The 22694-nt window shown below is 47.2% G+C and carries 20 protein-coding genes and 2 pseudogenes; 1 reads left to right on the top strand and 21 read right to left on the bottom strand.

Annotation, left to right across the window (positions count from 1 at the left end; genetic code table 11):
* Positions 1-183: 183 nt before the first annotated feature.
* From dgoD to CD000_RS05570, 21 genes and pseudogenes are all read right to left on the bottom strand, one after another.
* On the bottom strand, positions 184-1332 hold the full coding sequence (gene dgoD / locus CD000_RS05670) for a galactonate dehydratase (RefSeq protein ID WP_096226240.1): 1149 nt from the start codon (positions 1330-1332) through the stop codon (positions 184-186).
* A gap of 2 nt (positions 1333-1334) precedes the next feature.
* On the bottom strand, positions 1335-1991 hold the full coding sequence (locus tag CD000_RS05665; RefSeq protein WP_013145108.1) for a bifunctional 4-hydroxy-2-oxoglutarate aldolase/2-dehydro-3-deoxy-phosphogluconate aldolase: 657 nt from the start codon (positions 1989-1991) through the stop codon (positions 1335-1337).
* A gap of 16 nt (positions 1992-2007) precedes the next feature.
* Complete coding sequence (locus tag CD000_RS05660) at positions 2008-2967, bottom strand: sugar kinase (protein ID WP_013145107.1); 960 nt, start codon at positions 2965-2967, stop codon at positions 2008-2010.
* 47 nt (positions 2968-3014) lie between these two features.
* Entirely contained in the window at positions 3015-4181 is a 1167-nt protein-coding gene (locus CD000_RS05655) for a UxaA family hydrolase (protein WP_096225105.1), read from the bottom strand.
* On the bottom strand, positions 4153-4473 hold the full coding sequence (locus tag CD000_RS05650; RefSeq protein ID WP_063192768.1) for a UxaA family hydrolase: 321 nt from the start codon (positions 4471-4473) through the stop codon (positions 4153-4155). Before CD000_RS05650 ends, CD000_RS05655 begins: the two co-directional genes overlap by 29 nt.
* Before the next feature lie 48 nt (positions 4474-4521).
* Entirely contained in the window at positions 4522-5478 is a 957-nt protein-coding gene (locus CD000_RS05645) for a U32 family peptidase (protein ID WP_096225103.1), read from the bottom strand.
* A 49-nt stretch (positions 5479-5527) separates the two neighbouring features.
* Positions 5528-6442: a dihydrodipicolinate synthase family protein gene (locus CD000_RS05640; protein ID WP_096225102.1), complete on the bottom strand. Its 915-nt coding sequence runs from the start codon at positions 6440-6442 to the stop codon at positions 5528-5530.
* 14 nt (positions 6443-6456) lie between these two features.
* Positions 6457-7077 (bottom strand): urease accessory protein, encoded by a 621-nt coding sequence (locus tag CD000_RS05635; RefSeq protein WP_096225101.1) that lies wholly within the window; start codon positions 7075-7077, stop codon positions 6457-6459.
* A gap of 3 nt (positions 7078-7080) precedes the next feature.
* On the bottom strand, positions 7081-8316 hold the full coding sequence (larC, locus tag CD000_RS05630; protein WP_013145102.1) for a nickel pincer cofactor biosynthesis protein LarC: 1236 nt from the start codon (positions 8314-8316) through the stop codon (positions 7081-7083).
* Positions 8313-9122 carry a nickel pincer cofactor biosynthesis protein LarB gene (gene larB / locus CD000_RS05625; RefSeq protein ID WP_096225100.1) on the bottom strand — a complete coding sequence of 270 codons (810 nt, stop codon included), beginning with the start codon at positions 9120-9122 and terminating at the stop codon, positions 8313-8315. The genes larC and larB overlap by 4 nt, the downstream gene beginning before the upstream one ends.
* Complete coding sequence (gene larE / locus CD000_RS05620; protein WP_096226239.1) at positions 9119-9943, bottom strand: ATP-dependent sacrificial sulfur transferase LarE; 825 nt, start codon at positions 9941-9943, stop codon at positions 9119-9121. The genes larB and larE overlap by 4 nt, the downstream gene beginning before the upstream one ends.
* Before the next feature lie 106 nt (positions 9944-10049).
* Entirely contained in the window at positions 10050-11516 is a 1467-nt protein-coding gene (gucD, locus tag CD000_RS05615) for an alpha-ketoglutaric semialdehyde dehydrogenase GucD (protein ID WP_096225099.1), read from the bottom strand.
* A gap of 20 nt (positions 11517-11536) precedes the next feature.
* Positions 11537-12436, bottom strand: a complete 900-nt coding sequence (locus tag CD000_RS05610) for a fumarylacetoacetate hydrolase family protein (protein WP_096225098.1) — start codon at positions 12434-12436, stop codon at positions 11537-11539.
* A 70-nt stretch (positions 12437-12506) separates the two neighbouring features.
* Positions 12507-13283, bottom strand: a complete 777-nt coding sequence (locus CD000_RS05605) for an IclR family transcriptional regulator (RefSeq protein WP_063192772.1) — start codon at positions 13281-13283, stop codon at positions 12507-12509.
* Positions 13284-13344: 61 nt separating this feature from the next.
* Positions 13345-15591: a dihydroxy-acid dehydratase domain-containing protein gene (locus CD000_RS05600; protein ID WP_096225096.1), complete on the bottom strand. Its 2247-nt coding sequence runs from the start codon at positions 15589-15591 to the stop codon at positions 13345-13347.
* 13 nt (positions 15592-15604) lie between these two features.
* Positions 15605-16873, bottom strand: coding sequence for a nickel pincer cofactor-dependent isomerase, group 22 (locus CD000_RS05595; protein ID WP_096225094.1), 1269 nt, complete (start codon positions 16871-16873; stop codon positions 15605-15607).
* Positions 16874-16980: 107 nt separating this feature from the next.
* Positions 16981-18039 carry a TRAP transporter substrate-binding protein gene (locus CD000_RS05590; RefSeq protein ID WP_096225092.1) on the bottom strand — a complete coding sequence of 353 codons (1059 nt, stop codon included), beginning with the start codon at positions 18037-18039 and terminating at the stop codon, positions 16981-16983.
* Between the two features lie 39 nt (positions 18040-18078).
* Positions 18079-19362 carry a TRAP transporter large permease subunit gene (locus CD000_RS05585; RefSeq protein ID WP_096225090.1) on the bottom strand — a complete coding sequence of 428 codons (1284 nt, stop codon included), beginning with the start codon at positions 19360-19362 and terminating at the stop codon, positions 18079-18081.
* Positions 19363-19962 carry a TRAP transporter small permease gene (locus tag CD000_RS05580; protein WP_096225088.1) on the bottom strand — a complete coding sequence of 200 codons (600 nt, stop codon included), beginning with the start codon at positions 19960-19962 and terminating at the stop codon, positions 19363-19365.
* 17 nt (positions 19963-19979) lie between these two features.
* On the bottom strand, positions 19980-21008 hold the full coding sequence (locus CD000_RS05575; protein ID WP_096225086.1) for a TRAP transporter substrate-binding protein: 1029 nt from the start codon (positions 21006-21008) through the stop codon (positions 19980-19982).
* Positions 21009-21478: 470 nt separating this feature from the next.
* Positions 21479-21874: pseudogene (locus tag CD000_RS05570) on the bottom strand (aldo/keto reductase); the annotation flags it as partial.
* Here CD000_RS05570 and CD000_RS05565 point away from each other — a divergent pair.
* Positions 21863-22684 (top strand): annotated as a pseudogene (locus tag CD000_RS05565) (ATP-binding protein); the annotation flags it as partial. The pseudogenes CD000_RS05570 and CD000_RS05565 sit on opposite strands and share 12 nt — an antisense overlap.
* Positions 22685-22694: the final 10 nt, after the last annotated feature.

Genomic DNA, 22694 nt, shown 5'->3' with positions numbered 1-22694 from the left:
TTATCGCTGAAAGACGTGCTTGGTTTTTAGACAATCATGATTGCAATGTTGCTCCAAACAAGATAGATGGAACAAAAAGGAGAAAATCCATTTTGATTTTCTCTATCATCGAGTCTTTGAGTCTGTTTTTGTTAAGCATATTTTGTGGGTGAAGAGCCGAAATCCCAAAAAACTGCTTTATATCTACCATTCAGCAACGGAACCGTCAGCATGACGCCAAACGGGATTTTTCCAATTATGTCCAACTTTTGCCATTTCTCTCACATACTCTTCGTTAATCTCTATTCCTAAACCGGGGCCCTGTGGAATTTTGACATACCCGTTTCGATACTCAAACACAGAGGGGTCCACTAAATAGTCAAGAAGATCATTCCCTTGATTATAATGAATGCCAAGGCTTTGTTCTTGGATAAAAGCGTTGTACGACACAGCATCCACTTGTAAAGAGGCTGCCAATGCAATCGGCCCCAACGGACAATGGGGAGCTAAAGCAACATCATACGCCTCAGCCATTGCAGCAATTTTTCTTACCTCGGTAATACCGCCGGCATGAGAAAGATCAGGCTGAATGATATCGACGTACCCGTCAGATAAAACCGTTTTGAAGTCCCAGCGTGAAAACATTCGTTCGCCGGTTGCGATCGGAATATTGGAATGTCTAGCAATTTCTTTTAACGCTTCACTATGTTCGGGTAATACTGGTTCCTCAATAAACATTGGGTGATATGGTTCAAGCTCTTTCGCTAAAATTTTCGCCATCGGCTTGTGAACACGCCCATGGAAATCGATTCCAACCCCAAATTCGTCACCTGTCACTTGACGTACCGCGGCCACCCTTTCGACCGCTTCCTCAATCTTTTTAAACGAATCAATATATTGAAGCTCCTCTGTTGCATTCATTTTTACTGCCGTAAACCCTGTTTCTTTCGCTTTTTTAGCCGCTTCGGCAACGTCGCTTGGACGATCGCCACCAATCCAACTGTAAACCCGAATAGAATCGCGAACCGGGCCGCCAAGCAATTCATGAACCGGGGCGTTGAAGTATTTCCCTTTAATATCCCAAAGCGCTTGATCAATTCCCGAGATGGCGCTCATTAAAATGGGGCCTCCACGGTAAAACCCCCCCCTGTAAAGAACGGTCCAATGCTCCTCAATTGCCAGTGGATCTTTGCCGATCAAGTAGTCGCTGAGCTCCTCCACCGCTGCTCGTACGGTACCGGCTCTTCCTTCGACAATCGGCTCCCCCCACCCCGAGATTCCTTCATCCGTGCTGATTTTTAAAAACAGCCACCGCGGCGGGACAAGAAACGTCTCGAACTTCGTTATTTTCATGTTCATTCTCCCTCTCTTGATAAAGCGTTTCTGACCGTTTCAACAAATTTTTGCGCTGTTTCCCTAATTACATCAAATCTCTCTTCTTCAATAGCCCGTTTATCTAATAAAGCGCTTCCTACCCCTACAGCGACCACACCGTTGCGGATAAACTCCGCCGCATTATCCAACGTTACACCACCTGTCGGCATCAGTGGAATATGTTCCAGCGGACCGCTTAGCTCCTTAAAATATTTCGGGCCTAAAGAACCGGCTGGAAATACTTTCAACAGGTCAGCTCCCATTTGATACGCCTTAACGATTTCCGTCGGGGTCATCACGCCAGGAATAGAGATTTTCCCGTATCGATTGGTTAAAGAGACCATTTCTTGATCGAAAATAGGCGAAAAAATGAAGTCTGAACCAGCTTCTATCGCCCGTTTGGCTGTCTCCGCATCGAGGACAGTCCCCGCGCCAACGATCGCCTTGTCTCCGAACGTTTCCTTCAGTGCAGCGATCATCTCAAAACTGCCAGGGCTATCCACCGTCACTTCGAGCACCTCGACTCCCCCGTCGATAAGAGCCTCAGCAATCTGAAAAATTTGCGACCGTTTCGGTTTTCGAATTACCGCGACCAATTTAGATTGCTTCAGCCGGTTTAAATGCTCAAGCTTATCCATACTTGTCTCTCCTCCTTTATCGTTTTACATCTCGTTGGTACGCGGCACCTTGCAAAAATTCATCGAGTTCTTCTCTAGTTGGCAACCCTTCAACATCTCCATTCGTCCCCACCACGATCGCACCGACTGCATTCCCTCGCCTAACCGCCTCAGAGATTGGCACGTTCTGCAAAAGTCCACTAATAACCCCAGCAGCGAAGCCGTCGCCCGCTCCCACCGGATCCACGATCTGTGTCACAGCAAATCCTTTGACATATCCTTCTTCGCAGCCAAACTGATAATACGCCCCACGCTCTCCCAGCTTAATGATGACCAGTTTTTCCTCTCCAAAAAAACGGGCAATATCCTCGGGGGTATTTCGACCGGACAGCAATTCTCCTTCATCAAGACCCGGCAAGATAATATCTGCCTCTGCCGCGATTTCCATAAGCACCTGTCTTGCCTTTTCAATCGTCCATAGCTTCAGTCGAATGTTCGGGTCAAACACAATTTTGACACGATGCCGTTTCGCTATTTCTATAGCTTTGAACACCGTCTCTCGGCACGACGTGCTGAGGGCGGGGGTAATTCCCGTAATATGAAGAAACTTTGCATTGGCGATATACTCTTCATCCAAGTCGTCAGGAGACAGCAAACTAGCTGCCGAGTTCCTGCGATAATAATAGACTTTTATATTCGAAGGCGAACGTTTCTCTTTAAAGAAGATCCCTGTTGGAGCTTCATCCGTATAAATGCATCGGGATGTATCAACTCCCTCGCCCCTCACAAATTTATGGATATACCTTCCAAACGGGTCATTTCCTAACTTGCTAAACCAGCCGACGGAATGGCCGAGTCTTTGTAACCCGATGGCGACGTTCGATTCAGCTCCCCCAATTTGTTTCGAAAAATGACTGCTGTACTCAAGCGGAGTCATGGCTTCGGATGTAAATAAGACCATCGTTTCTCCAAATGTGACGACGTCGAGCGTTTTCATGATGAGCCCTCCAAGCGTTTACTTTCATCATCGACCGAAACATCGGTTTAAAATGTCGGTCCAATTCTCCAAATACCAAAGTCGTGCTGTTTTAAGATCTCAGATTTGGTCAGCTTTCCCGAGGCAGTAAGGAGCAATTCATCGAAAATTCTCCTCCCTACGGATTCAAGCGACTCTTTTCCTTCGATAATTGTGCCAGCATTGACATCCATATTTTCCCTCATCCGCTCAAACGTTGGGGTATTCGTAGCGATTTTGATTACCGGTGCAATCGGCGATCCGGTTGGCGTGCCGCGCCCACTCGTAAACAATACGATCTGCGCCCCGCCAGCAACCATTCCTGTCAGCTGCTCAATATCATGCCCCGGAGTGTCCATCCAAACGAGCCCTTTTTTTGTCGGACGCTCAGCATAATTGATCAGCTCTTGCAAAGGTCTCGTTCCAGCTTTGGCTGCTGCTCCAAGCGATTTTTCTTCGAGAGTGGTGAGTCCCCCCTTTCGGTTTCCAGGGCTTGGATTCCCAGTGCGGATGTCCACTCCCATCATAATGGCCCGTTTCTCCATGGCTTCAATGACTTCATAGACCCTTTTCGCCACTCGATCATTAACGGCACGGCTGGCTAAAAGGTGTTCGGCTCCAATCAGTTCAGTCGTTTCCGCTAAAACGACCGTTCCCCCTCTATCGACAATCATGTCGCTGACATACCCAACCGCCGGGTTAGCGGAAAGACCGGAGCATGCATCGGATCCACCGCACTCCGTTCCAACAATCAATTCGCTGACATCAAACGGCTCGCGCATGACTGTTGAAGCATCTTGCACCATTTTCGTGGCGATTCTCGCCGCTTCGGCAATCGCCCCGAGTGTTCCACCATGATCTTGAATAGATACAAGCTCAACCGGCTTGCCGCTTTTTGCAATTTCTTGAGCCACGCTTCTTCCTTGATGGGTTTCACAGCCAAGCCCCATCACCACAACGCCATATACGTTCGGATTTGTTCCCATGCCGACATACGTACGGAACGTCTGTTCATAATCCACTCCTACTTGGGCGCATCCGTGCTGATGAATGAAAGTGACCGTGCCATGGACCAGCTCCGTCACTTGTCTTGCCGCCTGAGTAGCACACACAATGGTCGGTAAAATGAGCACATGGTTTCGAACTCCCACCCGTCCATCAGGACGTCTATACCCCCAAAATTGAGCGTTTTCCATGCTTTCGATCTCCCCTTCCCCTTTTTCCTTCCACGTTATGGACGTGAACGTGCTCTCCTTCGGCAATATCATTCGAAGCAACCCCGATTACTTCCCCATACTTTAAAACATCCTCTCCTTGTTTGATTGGCACAATGGCAAACTTGTGTCCAAACTCAATAGGTTGCTTTATGGTGATGTCCTGTTCCCGGTTTTGATAGGTAATTTTTACGACGCTTCCAGCTGGAATAAAATCCAAGGCAGTGGCGACGTTGTCTTTTGGGTTTAAGATTACGAAACGATAGGGCGACATTGTATCCCTCCCTCTAGAAATGTTGATCTATCAAGGCTCCTTTCCTACTTAGACCTTGGCATTTTGCACGCCTGTCACTGGAACGCCTAACCCTTCAGCGCCTAATTTTGACGTAACCGCTTCCGGATAATATTGTTCAACGATCCGCATTCCTAGCGCCGCCCGACGCACTCGTTCCCGACATAATTCAATGTTCACCGATTCCAAGTGTTTCCCGGATGGATAGACGTCTGGATGGTTGCGCAAACCGAACTTAATATAAACAGGCGCCAAAATACGGATGATCTCAGGGATCTCATAATGTCTAATGAATCCACCGAATCCGTCGGGTACTTCTACGTACACATCAAGAGGAAGGTTAACCGTCTGGCGGATCGCTGCCAGCTTCGGCAAAGTTAAGGCAGTCGGAACGTTATATGTGTCAGCCCCCAACTGCTCCATCAGCTTAATTGATACCGGATTTGAGGCCATCATTTGTACCGACACCTTGATGACAAAGTTTTGCGGCAATATCCCTCGATGTTTCATTTCTTTTGTTAAAAGCAACAACCCTTCATCTGCCACTAAAGCCCCTCTTACTCCTAACTGGGCTGCTCGTTTCAGGTCCTCAATAGCATAAACTAGCTGATCCATTCCTTCATGGCGAAGCCCAGCCGCTTTTCCAGAGGAAGTGAACGGCAACGCACTGATGTCCCAAGTGCCCCTCGGGCCGACGAACAGGCTGAGTTCAATCCCCCGGCTCGCGCACATTTGACACATATCGCTGATCTCCTCATCTGTCAAGAGCATGATTCCACTTCCCTGCGATACTCGGTGAATCGTGACCCCTAGACGATCCGCTTCCTCAAGCACCGCCTCAAGCACCCGCGGCCCTTCAACGCTCGGAATCTCCACGCGATATTGTGCCCCATCGGGGAAGCGTTTGGCGGAAGTAGGAAGATCGTAACAGTCACCACCTGGATAACCTAGCGATTCAAGAAACTCTCGTGTTTCCTTCATAAACATGTTGACCACCCCTTCATTTTCTATGTAGCCATTCTGAAAACGCTCTTTTCTATTTTCTCACTTTGTTTATATGAAGATTATGTTTATTCAGAAACATATGGACACGTTCTTTCAAATCCGCGCACTCTTTTAAAGGCAGCCTCAGTGCTGTCTGCCGACCTAAAATCAACTGATGAACGGCCTCTTTAATCGCAAGAAACATCGGTTGAGAAAGCTCGTAAATCTCCATAAGCTGCAAAATCGATGCGTTTACCCTGAACGTCTCTTCATATTGTTGGGCTTGAAAGCTCTCAAACAGCCTGACGGACAGCTCGGGACAAAACACAGCCGTACCGTTGATAGCGCCGGCAGCCCCCATTTGCAAGGATGGAAAAAGAAGATCGTCAAAAGCGGCAAACACGACGAAATCCTTTCTCTGTTCCTTAATGCGGATCAACTGGCGAATATGTCCTAGTTTCTCTGTCGTGTCTTTAATTCCAGCAATATTTTCCTGATCCAATGCGAGCCTCAACACAAGATCCGAAGACAAATCCTGCCCAGTCAGCAATGGGATATTGTAAATCAACAAAGGGATACGAATGCTTTGAGCCACGCTTATATAGTAGTCATATAGCTGGCGCTCCGTATATTTCCAATAAAACGGGTTAACAACGAGTACACCGCTCGCTCCGATCGATTCAGCATGTTGTGATAAAGAAATCGTCTCCTTTAGCGATGTCGACCCTGTGCCAATGAGAACTGGAACACGTCCATCTATGTATCGTATCATCCGCTCCGCAAAATTTTTCCTCTCTTCGGTCATCAAAGTGGAAAACTCCCCTGTGCTTCCCATATAGAGCAATCCGTGAACGCCTCGCTCAATCAAGTAGTCGGCGAGAAGATAATTTGCTTCCCAATCAAACTCGCCTTTCTCATTGAATAAGGTGACAACTGGAGGAATAATACCTTTCAAGTCATAAGACATTTTTGTTTCCCCTTTCATATATGGCAGTATAAATAATATCCTCCAAAACAAAGGCTGGCCAATGCTGTTGTAAACTCCAGCGCTTTCCCTATATTGAGACGCGCCCTGCCCAGCACAATAGGAAGCGCTAAAGCAGTAGTAAAACAAGCCATTCCAATAATGGTTCCTGCACCAAAAACCAAAATGTATAAAGCCGCGACAGCAACATTATCTACTGTTGACAAAACGAGAATGGTTAAAGCTGCACTTCCTGCTAGGCTATGTATTCCGCCAATCGCGATCGATTTAGCGTAGATCATGTTATTTACTTTATCCAAAGAAAGATAACCACTTCGTCTATTCATGGCAAACAACGAGCTTCCCCCTAAATAAACAAGCATCATCCCAACCGCGATTTCAAAACCTGATTCAATTTTCGTAGGAATTTGAAATTTGAGCACAATAACCAACAAACCAACCATAATCAAAACGAAACTATGACCTAATCCCCAACATACACCCGCTAATAAAGAACGAAACAAACTTTTGCTTTTGCTTGCAATAGTTGAAACGGCTATCACGTGATCCGGCTCGAAAGAATGCTTTATCCCCAACAACAGACCAGCTATTAACGTTGAAACGACCCCTGCCTCCATTCGTCATTCCCCTTTTATCCTTCTTCTAGCCTGTTCCGCAGCTTCTGCATAAACGTCTAAAAATGCTACCTGATGAGTGAGGGCTGCTTCCTTCACATCCTCATACTCCGGCATCTGCCTGATCACCTTTCCTTTGTGTATAGCCTGTTTAACGCGAATATTTCCGTACAATGTAGCAACGGTCACAACGTCTCTTTCTAAAACCTCTCGCACCCAGATATCTTTTCGAATGCCAAGAGTCGTTGTCTCTTTCAGCATAAATTGCTCGCACTGCTCTACATGAGTTGCTGAAGTCAAAACCGTCAAAAGAACACCGGGACGGTTTTTCTTCATAAAAACAGGAGTATAAAATACATCAAGCGCTCCTTTTTGAAAGAGCCCATCCATCACATATCCAAGCGCTTCTCCTGGCATATCGTCCAGCTGACACTCAAGAATATAAACCGTCTCTTCTTTCGAATGGGATAACGGCAGACTATCCAATCTTGTATGAATCCTCTCCCCGATTACTACCCGCAACACGTTTGGTTGATCGGGCAAGTCACGTGTTCCAGCACCGTATCCAACTGCTGATATTTTCATTGATGGAATTGGTCCGTATGAATTCACTTGACTTTTGATAATCCCAGCCCCAGTCGGAGTCGTCAATTCAAACGGCAAATGGTTAGAAATGACTGGCACGCCCTGAAGAATTTCTAACGTTGCCGGGGCTGGAATGGGATATATGCCATGTGCACAACGAATGGATCCGTATCCTAACGGGACAGGTGCAGAAACAATATAGTCGACATGAAGTTCCGTGAGTGCAATCGCTGTAGCGACAATGTCAACAATAGAGTCAACAGCTCCAACCTCGTGAAAATGAACTTTTTCAATGGGAATGCCATGGATTTTTGCCTCTGCAACAGCAATACAATGAAAAATTTGTTCGCTTCGTTTTTTGACTTCCACGTTTAATTCCGAACGCTCAATCATATCGACAATATCTGAATAATGCCTATGAGCATGATGTCTTTCATGATCATGACTATCCTCGATGTTCTCTAGCATAATGACATCGAATTTCGTAGCAGAAATCCCTTTTTTCATCACCTTGCCCCATTGCAATTGATAACCTGACAGAGGTAATTTTTTCAGTTCCACCTCAATTTTCTCCGGTGGCACGCCCGCATCCACGAGAGCGCCCACCATCATATCGCCGCTGATTCCGGAAAAACAGTCCAAGTACAAAATCTTCATTTTTCTTCTCTCCCTAACGTTTTGGCCTCAGCAACAGCCTGCTCAATAACGGCCATGACTGTAGCAGCATAATACCCCGCACCAAACCCGTTATCAATATTCACGACGGAAACACCGCTTGCACATGAATTCAACATAGTAAGCAAAGCTGAGAGCCCTCGAAAGTTTGCACCATATCCAACACTTGTAGGAACAGCGATAACCGGTTTGGAAACAAGTCCACCGACCACACTCGCGAGTGCTCCTTCCATCCCAGCAACTACAATGACGACACGGGAACGTTCAATCATCTCGATTTTGTCGAGTAATCGGTGAATACCCGCAACGCCTACATCATATATTCGCTTTACTTCGCACCCTAATAACTCAGCCGTTACCGCCGCCTCTTCAGCAACAGAAAAATCTGATGTCCCCGCGCTAACAACCGCTATATAACCTGGTTTTTTTATTTCGACATAATCATGAGAAATCCAATAAAAAATATTGCAATCATTCCGATACTCAAAATGTTCCGTTGGATAACGTTCCTTGAGGTTGGCCGTCAGGTAAGAAGCTTTCTCTTGATCAACGCGTGTAGCAACCACCTTTTTATGAAATCTCATTAATCGTTCAAAAATACCAAGTAAATGCTCCCTTGATTTCCCTTCTCCAAAAATGATCTCCGGAAATCCTTTTCTTCGCTCTCGCTGAATATCTAATGTGGCATATCCGAGATGATCATAGGAGGCTAGGGTTCGATATGCTTCCTCTACCGAAATGCTCCCTTCTTTTAACTTGTTCAGCGTTTCTTTTATAACCTCGCTCATTTCACCATTCCCTTTTCTAACATCTCATTCATACTTCCAGATTTATATCCTCTAAGATCAAGGGTCACATATAAAAAACCTAACTCTTTCAACTTGTTATAAATCGTTTGACGATGCCTGATCACCATTTCCATCTCTTCAGGCAACACTTCGATTCTCGCTATTTCTCCATGGTGACGAACACGAATCTGACGGAAGCCGAGATTGAAAAGGAATTCTTCAGACTGGTCCAGTTGCTCGATTTTCTCTTTTGTAATTTTCTGTCCATAAGGAATGCGAGAAGATAAACAAGCGAACGACGATTTATCCCATGTTTCCAGGCCCATTTCTTTCGATAAAATTCGAATCTCTTTCTTGTATAGCTCCGCTTCTTGAAGAGGACTCCGAACCCCGAGCTGCCTAGCCGCCTGAAGCCCTGGACGATATTCCCCTAGATCATCCATGTTGGAGCCATCAACAACAGTGTAAGTCTCACTATATTTTCTAGCTAATTCTCCTAAATGGGTGTATAAATTGTTTTTGCAGTGGAAACAGCGATAAAGATCATTTTTGACAAAGTCCTCATTCTTGAGTTCATTAATTTGAATTTTTATATGTTTAACCCCTATTTGCTCCGCCAGTTTAGTTGCATGTTGCACTTCACGAGTTGGAAATGTTTCCGAAACAGCAGTCACGGCAAGCACCTGATCGCCCAGTACCTCTTTTGCCATTGCCAATAAAAACGTGCTATCTACCCCGCCGGAAAAAGCAACTAATACATTTCCCATTCCCTTAAGAATATGGATGAGCTGCTCTCTCTTCTGCAATAAATGTTTCTCCAACCCACTCTCCCCCTTTCCGTTGTCATTGTCCATAAAACTATTCGGTGAGAAGGTGTCCCCTAGTAATGGGACACCTATGTGCTATTCTGTAAAACCTATTGCTTAATTAGGCTTTCACAAATACAGTTTTGATTGTTGTGAAAAACTCAATGGCCGCCTGTCCTTGTTCCCGAGAATGTGAACTTGATTGCTTCATTCCGCCAAACGGTGCTTGGTACTCAACCCCCGCTGTTTCTGCGTTGACTTTGACCATTCCCGCCTCAATATCCTTAATGAAGTCAAGAATATTCCCAATGTTTTTCGTATAGATCGAGGCGCTCAGCCCATATTCTGTATCGTTGGCCAATTCAATCGCCTCCTCAATGCTGTCGACTGGAATCAACACCAATACTGGGCCAAAGATTTCTTCGCGGGCAATCGTCATTTGAAGGTCGACCTCTTCAAAAATCGTCGGCTCGACGTAAAAACCATTGGCCAGTTCGCCTTCTGTACATCTATTGCCTCCATAAATCAATTTGGCGCCTTCAGCTTTTCCCTTTTCAATATAGGATAAAACCGTATTAAGCTGCGATTCACTGGCGCATGGCCCCATCCACGTTTCAGCATCCATGCCATTCCCGATTTTCAGCTGTTTCACCCGTTCAAGAAGTTTTTCTTTAAACGGTTCGTACACTTCCCGCTCAATAAAAACGCGGCTTGTGGCTGTACATTTTTGCCCCGTTGAGCGCAAACCACCGCTGATCGTCCCCTCAACAGCGAGATCCAAATCGGCGTCTTTGGCCACAATAACCGGGTTTTTCCCCCCCATCTCGAGCTGGTATTTGGCCCCGCGCTCAAATGCCGCTCTTCCGACTTGTTTTCCAACCGTGTTGGAGCCGGTAAAGGTGACGCCATCAACATCTGGATGGTTCGCGATCCCTTGACCAATGACGGATCCAGAACCGCACACCATATTGACGACCCCTTTCGGGAAGCCCGCTTCATGGAAGCATTCAATCACTTTCGCCGCTGTCACAGCTGTTTCGCTTGCCGGTTTGAGCACGACCGTATTTCCGTACACAAGCGCCGGCGCCATTTTCCAAATCGGAATCGCGACGGGGAAATTCCACGGTGAAATGACGCCAACCACACCAAGCGGAACGCGGGTTGTGAACATGAGCCCTCCACTGTCGCTCGATGGGATGACATCGCCAATTTTCCGCGCTCCTTCACCCGCATAGTAACGCAATATATGAACGCCCCTCATCGTCTCCGCTTTTGCCTCGGCCAAAGTTTTTCCCATTTCTCTTGTCATCGTTTCGGCAATGTCCTCAAGGCGCTGCTCTAAAAGAAGCGCCGCTTTATACAAGTACTCTCCTCTCTCGATCCCAGATCGCTTCCACCACGATTTCTGCGCCTGTTTGGCTGCAGCTACAGCCGCGTTTAAATCTTCCAGTGTCGAGCGCGGAACATACCCGACAATGTCATTTCGATTTGCTGGATTGATGCTCGGTTCGACGTTCCTGCTCACCGAACCGACCCAACTACCATCAATGTAGTTTAAATACGTTTTGATTTCTGTTTGCACAGCCATCTTTTCTCCCACTCCCTCTTTTATTTATTAGCAATAGTTTGTTTTACCGGCGATTTTACTGGATTGGATAACACCCCGATCTCAGGAACCTCAATTTCAATTCGATCCCCGTCTTCAAGCGTGAACTGATTCGGTGGAACAATGCATGTTCCTGTCAATAATACTGTGCCGTCAAACACCTTATTGTCGCGAAGCAAGAAAGACACTAACTCATCGTATCTTCTTTTCAACTGTCTTGTATTGGCACTTTCCTCAACAACAAGTTGGTCGTTGCGGTAAATGCGACAAATAATTTGCAAGTTATATGGGTCTTCCACTGTCTCCGCTAATCGGATCGCCGGTCCAATGGCGCACGAATGTTTCCATATTTTTGCCTGCGGTAAGTATAATGGATTTTCTCCCTCGATGTCTCGGCAACTCATGTCGTTTCCAATCGTATATCCTACGATTTCCCCTTCTCCGGTGATCACCAATCCGAGTTCGGGCTCAGGGATTTGCCAATTTGAGTCGCTGCGCAAATAAACGGGGGCATTCGGGCCTACTGTACGGGCAGCAGTAGATTTAAGGAAGATTTCCGGCCTTTCTGCATGGTAAACCCGGTCATAGCACGTCTCTTGACCGTCTATTTTTTCAGATGTTTCGTAGTTCCTCGCATCCCGACTTTTCTCATACGTGACTCCGGAAGCCCATACTTCAGGAGCGACGATGGGAACGAGAAGATGCAATTCGGCTAATTCTTTTTTCACCCCCTGTTTCCCACTGATTATGGTTTGAATGTAGCAAAAAACGGACAGTTGATTCTTCTTGGCCTCGCGGACGACATCCATTAAATCGGCAAATGGCAGTGGATATATAGTACGATCGTCCGTCATGGCAGCCAATACAACGTGCGAATCTTCAATATAGCGGATAATTCTCATAGTCCTCTCCCCTATCGTTTTATATTAAAAAACTAGGTTTTATCATATTGTCAAAAAGAAATCGCACAGTTTAGACAGAGAGATGTCCGTGCTGAACGTATCCCATTTCTCGTGAAATTTGTTCAGCGGCGCTTTGAAGCAGACGAATTTCCGTATTAAGGACAAGATCGTCCACTTTAGCGGAAGGCTGGGATATGCTGATCGCTGCAATGACATTCCCTGAATGGTCACGGACAGGAACAGCGACGCATGTGATGCCCGGCTCGTTTTCCTCTCTGTCTAAAGCATAACCGTTGCTTCGCACCCGCTCGAGCTCCTGAAGAAATTCCTCCTCGCTTGCAATGGTATTGGCGGTATGTCGTTTATACACATACCCTCGCAAAAGTTCTTTCAACTCTTTCTCGCTTTTGAAGGCGACGAGCGCTTTCCCGACCGCACTGCTGTGAATCGGAACCCTCCGTCCAATTCTTGAATACAATACCGTCCCCGATGTTCCTTCGACTTTATCGATATAGATTCCTTCTTTACCATCAAGAATTACTAAATGGACCGTGTTCCCCGTTTTGATAGAAAGATCAATCAAATGCTTTTTGGAAACAGAGCGAATATCGAGATGACGGATGACTAAATTCCCGCGTTCAAACAACTTCATCCCGAGTCGATATTTACCATTTTCAGGATTTTGTTCAATATAATGGTGGTGTTGCAACGTTTTCAACAGTGAATGCACCGTGCTTTTATGAAGCTGCATCCGTTCGCTGATATCGGTAATTTTAAGCTCTGTCTCATACTCGTCAAATAAATCTAAAATACGGAGAGCACGGTCCACAGCTTGAATTAATGGCAATGCCTTCACCCTCTTCTCTAGAAGTTTTCTGCATCATGTTAGGAAATCAGCTATAGTTCTATTATAATACGTGAGGGTGAAAAGCACGAATCCCTTTGGTCCACCCTTTATATTTTTTTACTGTCGGAAGAACGACATCCTTTTTGTAATCATATACCGCCTCTTCGGCAATATGGAGCGGGACAACCCCATGGGCAGCATCGGTATGCCCGATCAACCGGTTGCTCGCCGCGATGCGCCGTTGCCGTTGGCGCATGTTGGCCATGCGTTGATTGGCTATTTCCGCTCTCTCTTGTTTCACACTTTCAAACTCGAATACCAGCTTTCCATTTTGGAACAACCATTCATTCACGAATTCAATTTTCCGCTCGCGAAGCCCGATATATAAAAGATCGCCTGTTTTCAAGTACAAAATTCCCCCGCCGCGGATGGCCTCAGGAGTCATATGTCCGATGGCCGCTCCGTATGTGACGCCTGAATATCGTCCATCACTAATCAAAGTCGCGATCCGTTTCAATTGCCGATTTGCGTTAATATGTTGCATCGGGGTAAACATCTCCGGCATTCCGAACGCCTCCGGCCCTTGGCCGGCAATAACCACTGCAATTTTCAACACACCTTCTTTGGCCATTGCATCAAACAAATCATCATATTCTCGGTCTTTCCATTCGTCAAACAAGTGCGGAGCATTGTGCTGCAATGCAGCCAATAAGCTTTGATGTCGGAAACAACGGCTGTGCTTTAGCTTTTCCAACAAGTGAACATCAAGCAGCCCTTGATTCGCCTCATCCTCGTTTTCGTAATACAAGACAAAGGCCACTTTCTTGTCAAACTCATCGATTTGCTTTGTCGACATACCGCTGATTTTGACAACCGCACTTTCAAAGAAGTTCCCCGACAAAACATCAACACCACTGAATGGTCGTCTCGGCTTGGATAAGATGATTGGATTGTTTTTGACGTTTTCAGCGGGCAACTGTTCCTGATTGACAGAAAGTCTTTCTCTCCACGTCGTCCCCGTAACGGTCGGGGCATCGACATCCATCGGCACCCCATTGCTTAGTAATTCGTGGAATACCGTTTCCATCCCTCTGATTTTCCCGCTGCAACATTGAATCGCTAATGCAAAAATGTCTCGTCCTTCCGTTAAACTGTAATCAAATAAATCGGGCACCGGCACTTCATGATGGATATTGTCATACTCCCATAAGTCAAATTGATATCCACCATAAAGCATCGCCGCAACAATATGCATCATAATGTTTGTCGATCCACCGGTAGCGCTGTGAATGCGAATCGCGTTTTTAATGTTCGCCGCCATAATATTGGCTACCCCGTACACCGGATCATTCATTAAAAGTGCCAAGCTATCTAAGGCAGCATTAACTTGCTCCTGCGTCGGCTGGGCGGTCAATAATTCCAAGGCAGGATGAATTAATCCTAACCCAGCAATCAAATGCCGCGAACTGTTGCCAGTCCCATTAAAAGCGCACACTCCTCCTTGGCTGTCGCATGTCGCTACGGCTAGCCGTTTTTCATAGTCTTCGTGTTGTTCTTTTGTGATAATTCCTTTCCCTCTCGCCCGTTCGAGAACTCCTTGAAAAGCCGTATTAGAAGAACACTGCAAAATGTACGATAATGCATCCCGCAAATCGTAGGCAATATCTTCTTCACCTGCCAACTCCGCTCTACGGGCAACCTCCTCCAGTTCGGCATATAACTTAGGAGGAATCGTTCCTCCTTTTAACACATGTGCGGGTGCAAACGTAGCGAAGAAAGGCGGCTCTCCCCGCTCCCGACGAACGCGGTCAAGGTGTGCCAACGCGCTGACTACTCCAAGCGGTTGCTTGTCGCATCCTTGGATGACAAACGCTCCGTGATAGCTGTGCGCTTCCAGCTGGTTGACGATCATTTGTGCTACGGCGTTGCGGCTTTGCAACGAATAACTCATCCCTTGGTTGCTCTGCGCCGTTCCATCACACATCACCGGTGTTGAAAACTGAAACGGCACACCTCCGTTTTGCCAAATGCGAATCGCTGCTCGAGCGATCGTCTGATAATCCATAATGTGCGCCGGGTGGTCTGATGAGCCACCGATAATCGCAATCCGCGGAGCGTTATGGTGCAACCGATCGTAAATTTCCTCGAGCGTCCAATCTGGTTGCATCCCCTTTAACTCGGAACCTAAAATTTGCTTCGAACGGTCAAGCAGCCCAGCGACACATATCGGCTCATTAGCCTTTCCTTGCACATTATCCCGGTATGGGTTGACCTGGCTTTCAATTCGTGGATAAACAACCGCTGGCATTATGAATCTCCCCTCATCCCCATGTTTGTTCGTTTGAAAAATCCATCTCCATCGGCGCCGACAAAATCTCTATCCCTTCTGTTTGGCACGCTTCATCTAAAAGACTTTCGGAAATCCAAATCTCTCGAAGCGCCAGCGTATTTTTGATTCTGACCATTCTCACCTTTTTGAGATCAAACGCATTGCATGTTTTGATCGCTGCTTTCACCGCCAGCTCTTCTGTTTCCAAAAACATCGGCAATTTGACAACAGAAACGACAGTGCTTGTCAAGGCGTTTGCAAAACCTTTTTCCCAAATGATCTGTTCTTTCACTTTCTTTGTTGTAATATCAGCTAAGCCGATTCCATTAGCATTGCCATCCGTTTTTTCTGACAGACCCAGCACGACGATTCGTGTGACGTCCGGACCGCCGCTCGCATAAGGGGTCGCGTACCTTCCTGTAATGTTCGGGTCCATCCCGTCACCGGAAATATCTTTTCCAATTTCATCGACGACAAGCACATCAATTGGGTTAAACATGATTCTCGGCATGAGCGATTTCGCCTCAACCAACAGTTCAGGTTCCACCGTTTCAAACTGCTCGGCTGGCACTGCTACAATTTTGGCGGGACGGTCGTAGGCATTTTCTAACACAGCGACACCGAAAATAATCGGCGCTTGTTGAATCACAATCTTCGCCATATCGACTACGTGCCGGGCCATGTATTTGAAACTGTACTGATGGGCTGCTTCCGCCCCTTTTTGCTTGCCGAGCCCGATCGTAATCATTTTCATTAATCCGCTTTCCACCAGTCCGCGAAACGCCGTATGGGGCTTAACTCGATTGATGACAATGATTTTGTCTGCCTCATAAGCGAGTTTGTCTATGTAGACCGGCAATCCGTTGTCCAGCCTCCCCACTTCAACAACATCCATATTCGAGTGAATCGGCGCCCCGACAAATTCTTCTGTTACCCCTAAATGAGCGAGTACCTCTTTCTGTCCTTCCGCTGTCGCCCCTCCATGGCTTCCCATCGCCGGCACGATAAACGGGATGCCCCCCGCTTGCTTTACCGCATTTACGACTTCCCGGACAATCACCGAGATATCGGCAATGCCCCGGCTTCCAACAGCGATAGCGACTTGGTCGCCCGGGGAAATCCGTTCCAAAACACCTGCTTGGTTGATGCTTTGATGAACTGCTTTAGGGACATCGGCAATTTCCGGGGCGTAAAAATTTTGCCTTACCTTTATCATTTTAGGAATGGGAATATTTTTGAGCATATCATTAATGATTTTCATCTGTATCTTCCCTCGATCTCTAATTGATCGCTTAATCCTCAGTGCATTTCGGAAGGAAGAGGGCAAACGCTCATTGCCCCCTCCTCTCAACTGTCGGCCTATTGTTTTCACTGCCGTACTTTATCTAATTCGCTGTAAAGTTCATTCACAAGATCTTCACCAAATTCTTTCGCGTATTTCTCAACGACAGGTTTAATGATTTCAGCCATTTTTTCACGTTCTTGATCGCTGACTTCATTGATGTTTATACCTGTCTTTTTCAACTCTTCCAATGCCTTTTGATCTTCTTCCCGACTCAGTTGACGTTGATATTTTCCGGCTTCAACCGCAGCGTCCTGCAAAATCTTTTGTTCTTCAGGTGATAACTGATCCCAAAACTTCTTGCTGACAAGGAACACGAATGGAGTGTAAACGTGCTTGGTCAAGCTCAAATATTTTTGTACTTCGTAAAACTTATTTGACTTAATCGTTGCCAATGGATTTTCCTGACCATCAATTGTGTTGCTTTCCAACGCTGTGAACACTTCCGAGAAAGGCATTGGCGTCGGATTGGCGCCGAGCGCTTTAAACGCATCAATATGCACTTCATTTTGCATCGTCCGCAACTTTAATCCTTTAAAATCGTCGGCTGTCTTGATGGCATGTTTGCTGTTTGTTACGTTCCGAAATCCATTTTCCCAGTAACCAAGCCCAATCAACCCGTGCTCCGGCAGTTTCTCCAACATTTTTTGGCCTATCGGCCCGTCCAAAATAGCGTCAGCCTCTTCAGGTGTGTTAAAGAGGAACGGAAAATCGAAAATGCCGAACTCTTTGATCATCCCAACAAGCGGTGAAGTCGATGGGATTGTAACTTCTTGTGTTCCAGCCTGAAGTGCTTCTGTCATTTTTAAGTCATCGCCTAAAGTAGCACTGAAGTATGTTTGAACTTTCATTTTGCCGCTGCTTTTTTCCTCAACAATCTCTTTGAACTTGAGCAATCCTTGGCCTTGTGGATGGTCTTCGTTCAAGCCAATTCCCGCTTTAATCACTCGCGGTTGAATTCCTTTCGATTCGGTCTTGGCGGTATTCCCCCCTTGAGTCGTTCCTGAACTGCACGCGGTCAGGAAAAGCAAGCCCATAGCTATGCAGCCGGTCATTATCTTTCGGATCACATTTCTTTTTTTCATAGCCCTCGCAACCCCCTTAATATTTAATAGGAATATTCATCAACTGCCCGTAAACCATCCGAGCGGCACAGTCACAAGAGACGGGAAGAAAATCAACAAAAGCAACAGAAGCGTCTCCACAAGCAAAAACGGCCAAACCCCTTTCATAATGTCTTCCATGTTGATTTTCGCCACCCCGCAGGCAACGTTCAGCACTGTGCCGACCGGCGGCGTGAGCAGCCCAATGCAGTTGTTTAAAATAAACAATACCCCGAAGTACACCGGATCGATTCCCGCTTTTTCAATAATCGGCATCAGCACCGGCGTCAAAATGAGCACTGTCGGCGTCAAGTCCATCGCCGTTCCGACCAACAGCACCAAGGCGTTAATGGCCAAAAGCAGCGCCAGCGGATGGTCGATGAGCGGCGCGAGCACATCTGTCACGATCGACGGAATGTTGGCGACTGTAATGAGCCAGGCCGACACCATGGCGGCGGCCACCAAAAACATGACGACGCTTGTCGTTTTCGCCGCGGCCACGAGCACGTGGAACAAGTCTTTCACTTTCAGCTCGCGGTAAATGCACAGACCGACAAACAACGCGTAAAACGCAGCCACGACCGCCGCCTCGGTCGGCGTAAACACCCCTCCGCGCAGCCCGCCGACAATGATCACCGGCAGCAGCAGCGCCCAAAACGCCTCGCGGGTCGCCCGCCAAATCTCTTTCGCCGACTGACGTGGAAGCACTTCCGCTTGATCTCTTCGGGTCACCCACCACCAGCAGATGGCCAATGAAATGCCAAGCAAAATCCCGGGAACAATGCCGGCCATAAACAGCTTCGTGATCGACACGCCGCTTGTGACCCCGAAAATGATCATCGGGATGCTCGGCGGGATGATCGGGGCGATGATGCCGCCGGCAGCGATAAGGCCGGCTGACCGGTTGCGGTTGTACCCAGCTTTGACCATCATCGGGATGAGAATCGCCCCAAGCGCCGCTGTATCGGCCACCGCCGACCCCGACAACCCGGCGAACAACACGCTCGCGATGATCGCCACATACCCGAGCCCACCGCGGATATGACCGACAAGCGCCATCGCAAAGCGGATGATCCGTTTCGAAATGCCCCCGGCGTTCATGAGCTCCCCGGCGAGCATAAAGAACGGAATCGCCATCAGCGGAAAGCTGTCTGCGCCGCTGATCAAGTTTTGCGCGATGATTTGCGTATCAAAAATGTCCAAATAAAACATCAAGGCGACGCCGCTGACCAAGAGCGCAAACGCGATCGGCATCCCGAGCGCCATCACGCCAAGGAGCGATCCGATAAACACGACTAACGCCATCTACCGTTCACCTCCCGCGGCGCCTTGCTTTCGCCCGAGCGCCAGTTCTGTCGCTTCGTGCTCGACGGGAGCGGCCGTCATGATTTCTTCTTCCGATTCTTTCATTCTCGTCAGCTCCTCAATCGCCCCGGGGCGAAACAGCGCCTGATACAAATGGTACAAAATAATGAGGCCCATGCCGATGCTCACGACAAGCCCGGTTCCGTAGATGAACGCCATCGGCAGGCCGGTCGCCGGAGCCCGGCTTCCGACGCTGCTGAGCGTAATTTTCCAGCTTCCGTCCAACAGTAAATAAAGCACATACAGCACGATGACATTGCTGATAACAAATACGATGCGCTTAGCACTGGTCGGCAGTTTTCTTACCAATGTGTCGACGCCTAAATGGTCATGGTCCTTCAAAGCGCCAATGGCTCCAAGAAACGACATCCAAATGAAGAGAAAGCGCGACATTTCTTCCGACCACGTGATGCCGGAGTTAAATGCGTAGCGGAGCACGACGTTGCCGAATACCAAAATGCACATGAAAGCAAGCGTCGCGGCCATCAATACATTCAGAGCGCCATCCAAAAATTTCCCTGCCTTTTTGAACAATTCCATCACCCTTTTGACTTGTCTTATTCCGCCTCTGCTTTGATTCTCTTATACAAGTCTTCAGCCCAATCATATTTTTTGAACAGCTCGTCATAGAGCGGCTGCACGGCTTCTTCCATTTGCTTGACAAACTCATCGCTAGGAGTGGTGAATTTAATCCCATGCTCTTGCAAAAACTTCTTGTCTTCTTCGTAACTTTTTTCCATCAGCTCAAATTCATAGTTGGCTGCCTCTTTAGCTGCTTCTTGAATAATTTTCCGTTGTTCGTCCGTCAGGCTATCCCAAAACTTTTTATTGACCACATACACATTCGGGCTAAACATATGCTTCGACTCTAATACATCTGTTTGAACTTCGTACCATCCAGAAGCCCGCAATGTCGCAATTGGGTTATCTTGCCCATCTACCACCTTTTGCTCTAAAGCAGTGAACACTTCCGAAATCGGCAATGGTGTGACGTTAGCCCCTAGCAATTTTCCAATCGTAATATAGTTTGGTATGTTAGGCATCCGAAGACGCAATCCTTTAAAATCGTCGATTGAGTCGATCGTTCTATTCGAAGAAAACATTCGGAATCCATTTGCACTCCACGCCAAGGGAACAACACCGTGTTTCGTCTCAAGCTCTGCGGTGATTTCTTTCCCGATCGGACCATTCAGCACTTTTTTAACATGTTCAAAGTCTTTGAATAAGAACGGCCACTCAGGAACCCCCATTTTTGGGATGTCATTTTGCATAATCAACCCCGGAATCCCCATTTCAATCGTGCCATTGCGAACGCCGTTGTAAAACTCCTGCTCTGCCCCTAAAGCACTATTGGGATAAATCTCGACCTTAAGACTGCCGCCGGATTTCTCCTCAACGATCTTTTTAAACTTTTCACGCAACGCAACATTTTGCGGGTGACTTTCGGCAAAATAATTGGCCACCTTGATTACTCTAGTTCCACCCGTTTTCCCTCCGGTCGTCGATTTGGATCCGGAGCTCCCGCAGCCGGAAAGCAACAGAAGCAACAGGGATAAGATCACCGAAAAAACTGCCATTCGTCTCATGATACCATCAACTCCTTTTGCAACGCTGTTTTTATTAGAGAAAAAATATGAGGGTTAACTACTACTAAGTTGGAGATTAAGCGCTTTCAGAAAACACTTTCAAAAGACGAGTTTCTGACCTGTTTCTAAACGTCGGAAGATGCCTGTTTAAAAAACTGCCATCGTGTGGTTTGATATAGTAAAACTCAGTTTTGAAAACAATGAAAAAAATTAAAAACATCTAAATCGATTTTGTTTTATATTATAAAACATCATTTATCAATGTAGTTCATCAGGCCTGATATTTTTATGTTAATCAAAATTTTCCGAACAGTCAATATAAAAAATAAAATTTGCCCTTATTTTTGTACAATGGCGCTGTTTATTTCAACAAAGGCAAATAAAAGTCCTCCTGGACACAACCAACAGCCATAAAAAATGCCATCCTCCCGACGCAAATCTCATCTTCGGGAGAATGGCTCATTGCCCTGTTACGCCAAAATCCCCTCAATTTTCTCGAGCACATCTTCGCTGAGCACGACATCGACCGCTTTGACGTTCTCTTCGACTTGTTCCGGGCGGCTGGCGCCGATTAAGGCGCTGGCGACGTTCGGCTGGCGCAGCACCCAAGCAAGGGCAAGCTGGGACAACGTAATGCCAAGCTCAGCCGCGATTTTTTCGAGTTGTTCCACTTTCGTTAACACTTCGTCATTGAGCAATCCTTGGATAAACGTATTCGCTCTTGGATCAGCGGCGCGGCTGTCAGCCGGCAACGCTTGACCTCGTTTGTATTTGCCGGTCAGCACCCCTTGGGCGAGCGGCGAAAAGACGATTTGACTGATGCCGTTTTGTTCGCACACCGGGATGACTTCCTTATGTGGGTGACGAAGCATGTCCGCTCGCTCGCTGAAGCGAGAAAGCAAGAACTCGAGCGTCTCATTATGGTGAGCAGCGGATTATACGAAGAAATGTTTTACTTGCAAAAATCAATGGCTCTCATGGAAGACATGACGCGCCAAAGCTATGACCTTTACTCGCGGCTGATCGAAAGAAAACACGTTGAACCGCGCGTCGCCCTGGAGCTTGCCGAACATATTCACGAGACGAAAAAAGATATGCAACGCATTTTCGCCGGCCTTTCTAAGCTTATCGGCCGCCAATCGGTGCGCGGGCGCATTTCGATTGCCGAACTGTGCGCCATGGTCATTCGCGCCAATGAAAAATACGCCAACTTATCCGGAAAAACGATCACATTTTTGTACAACGGCCATATCGATCTCATGACCGACCAACTGTATCCGCTTCTTTCCGTGCTTAACAACTTGGTATCGAATGCCGTCGAGGCGATTGAGAAAACGGGCGCCGTCACTTTGCATGCACGTCTTCGCGGAAACGAGTTAATCATCGAAGTGGAGGATACCGGCCCCGGCATTGCGGCTGATGACATCACTTGGATTTTTCAGCCCGGATTCACAACAAAATACGACCGCCAAGGCAATCCGTCAACAGGCATCGGTCTTACCCATGCACGCGATATCGCCCAAACACTTGGGGGGCATCTACAGCTCGTCAAAGGCGAGCCGGGGCAGACGGTGTTTCGTCTTGCCGTGCCGACAGCCCACCTCCTGCAAAGCACGTCGATCACAGCCAAAATGTCCGATCACGAGGCTGACCAGCAAGAAAATGCCGTGATGTAGGCAATGGCAC

Origin of the sequence: Geobacillus sp. FJAT-46040, from assembly GCF_002335725.1 — a bacterium.
Taxonomy (GTDB): Bacteria; Bacillota; Bacilli; order Bacillales; family Anoxybacillaceae; genus Geobacillus; species Geobacillus thermoleovorans.
Note: the sequence above shows the minus strand (reverse complement) of the source record. Positions and strands in the feature narration are given on the sequence as shown.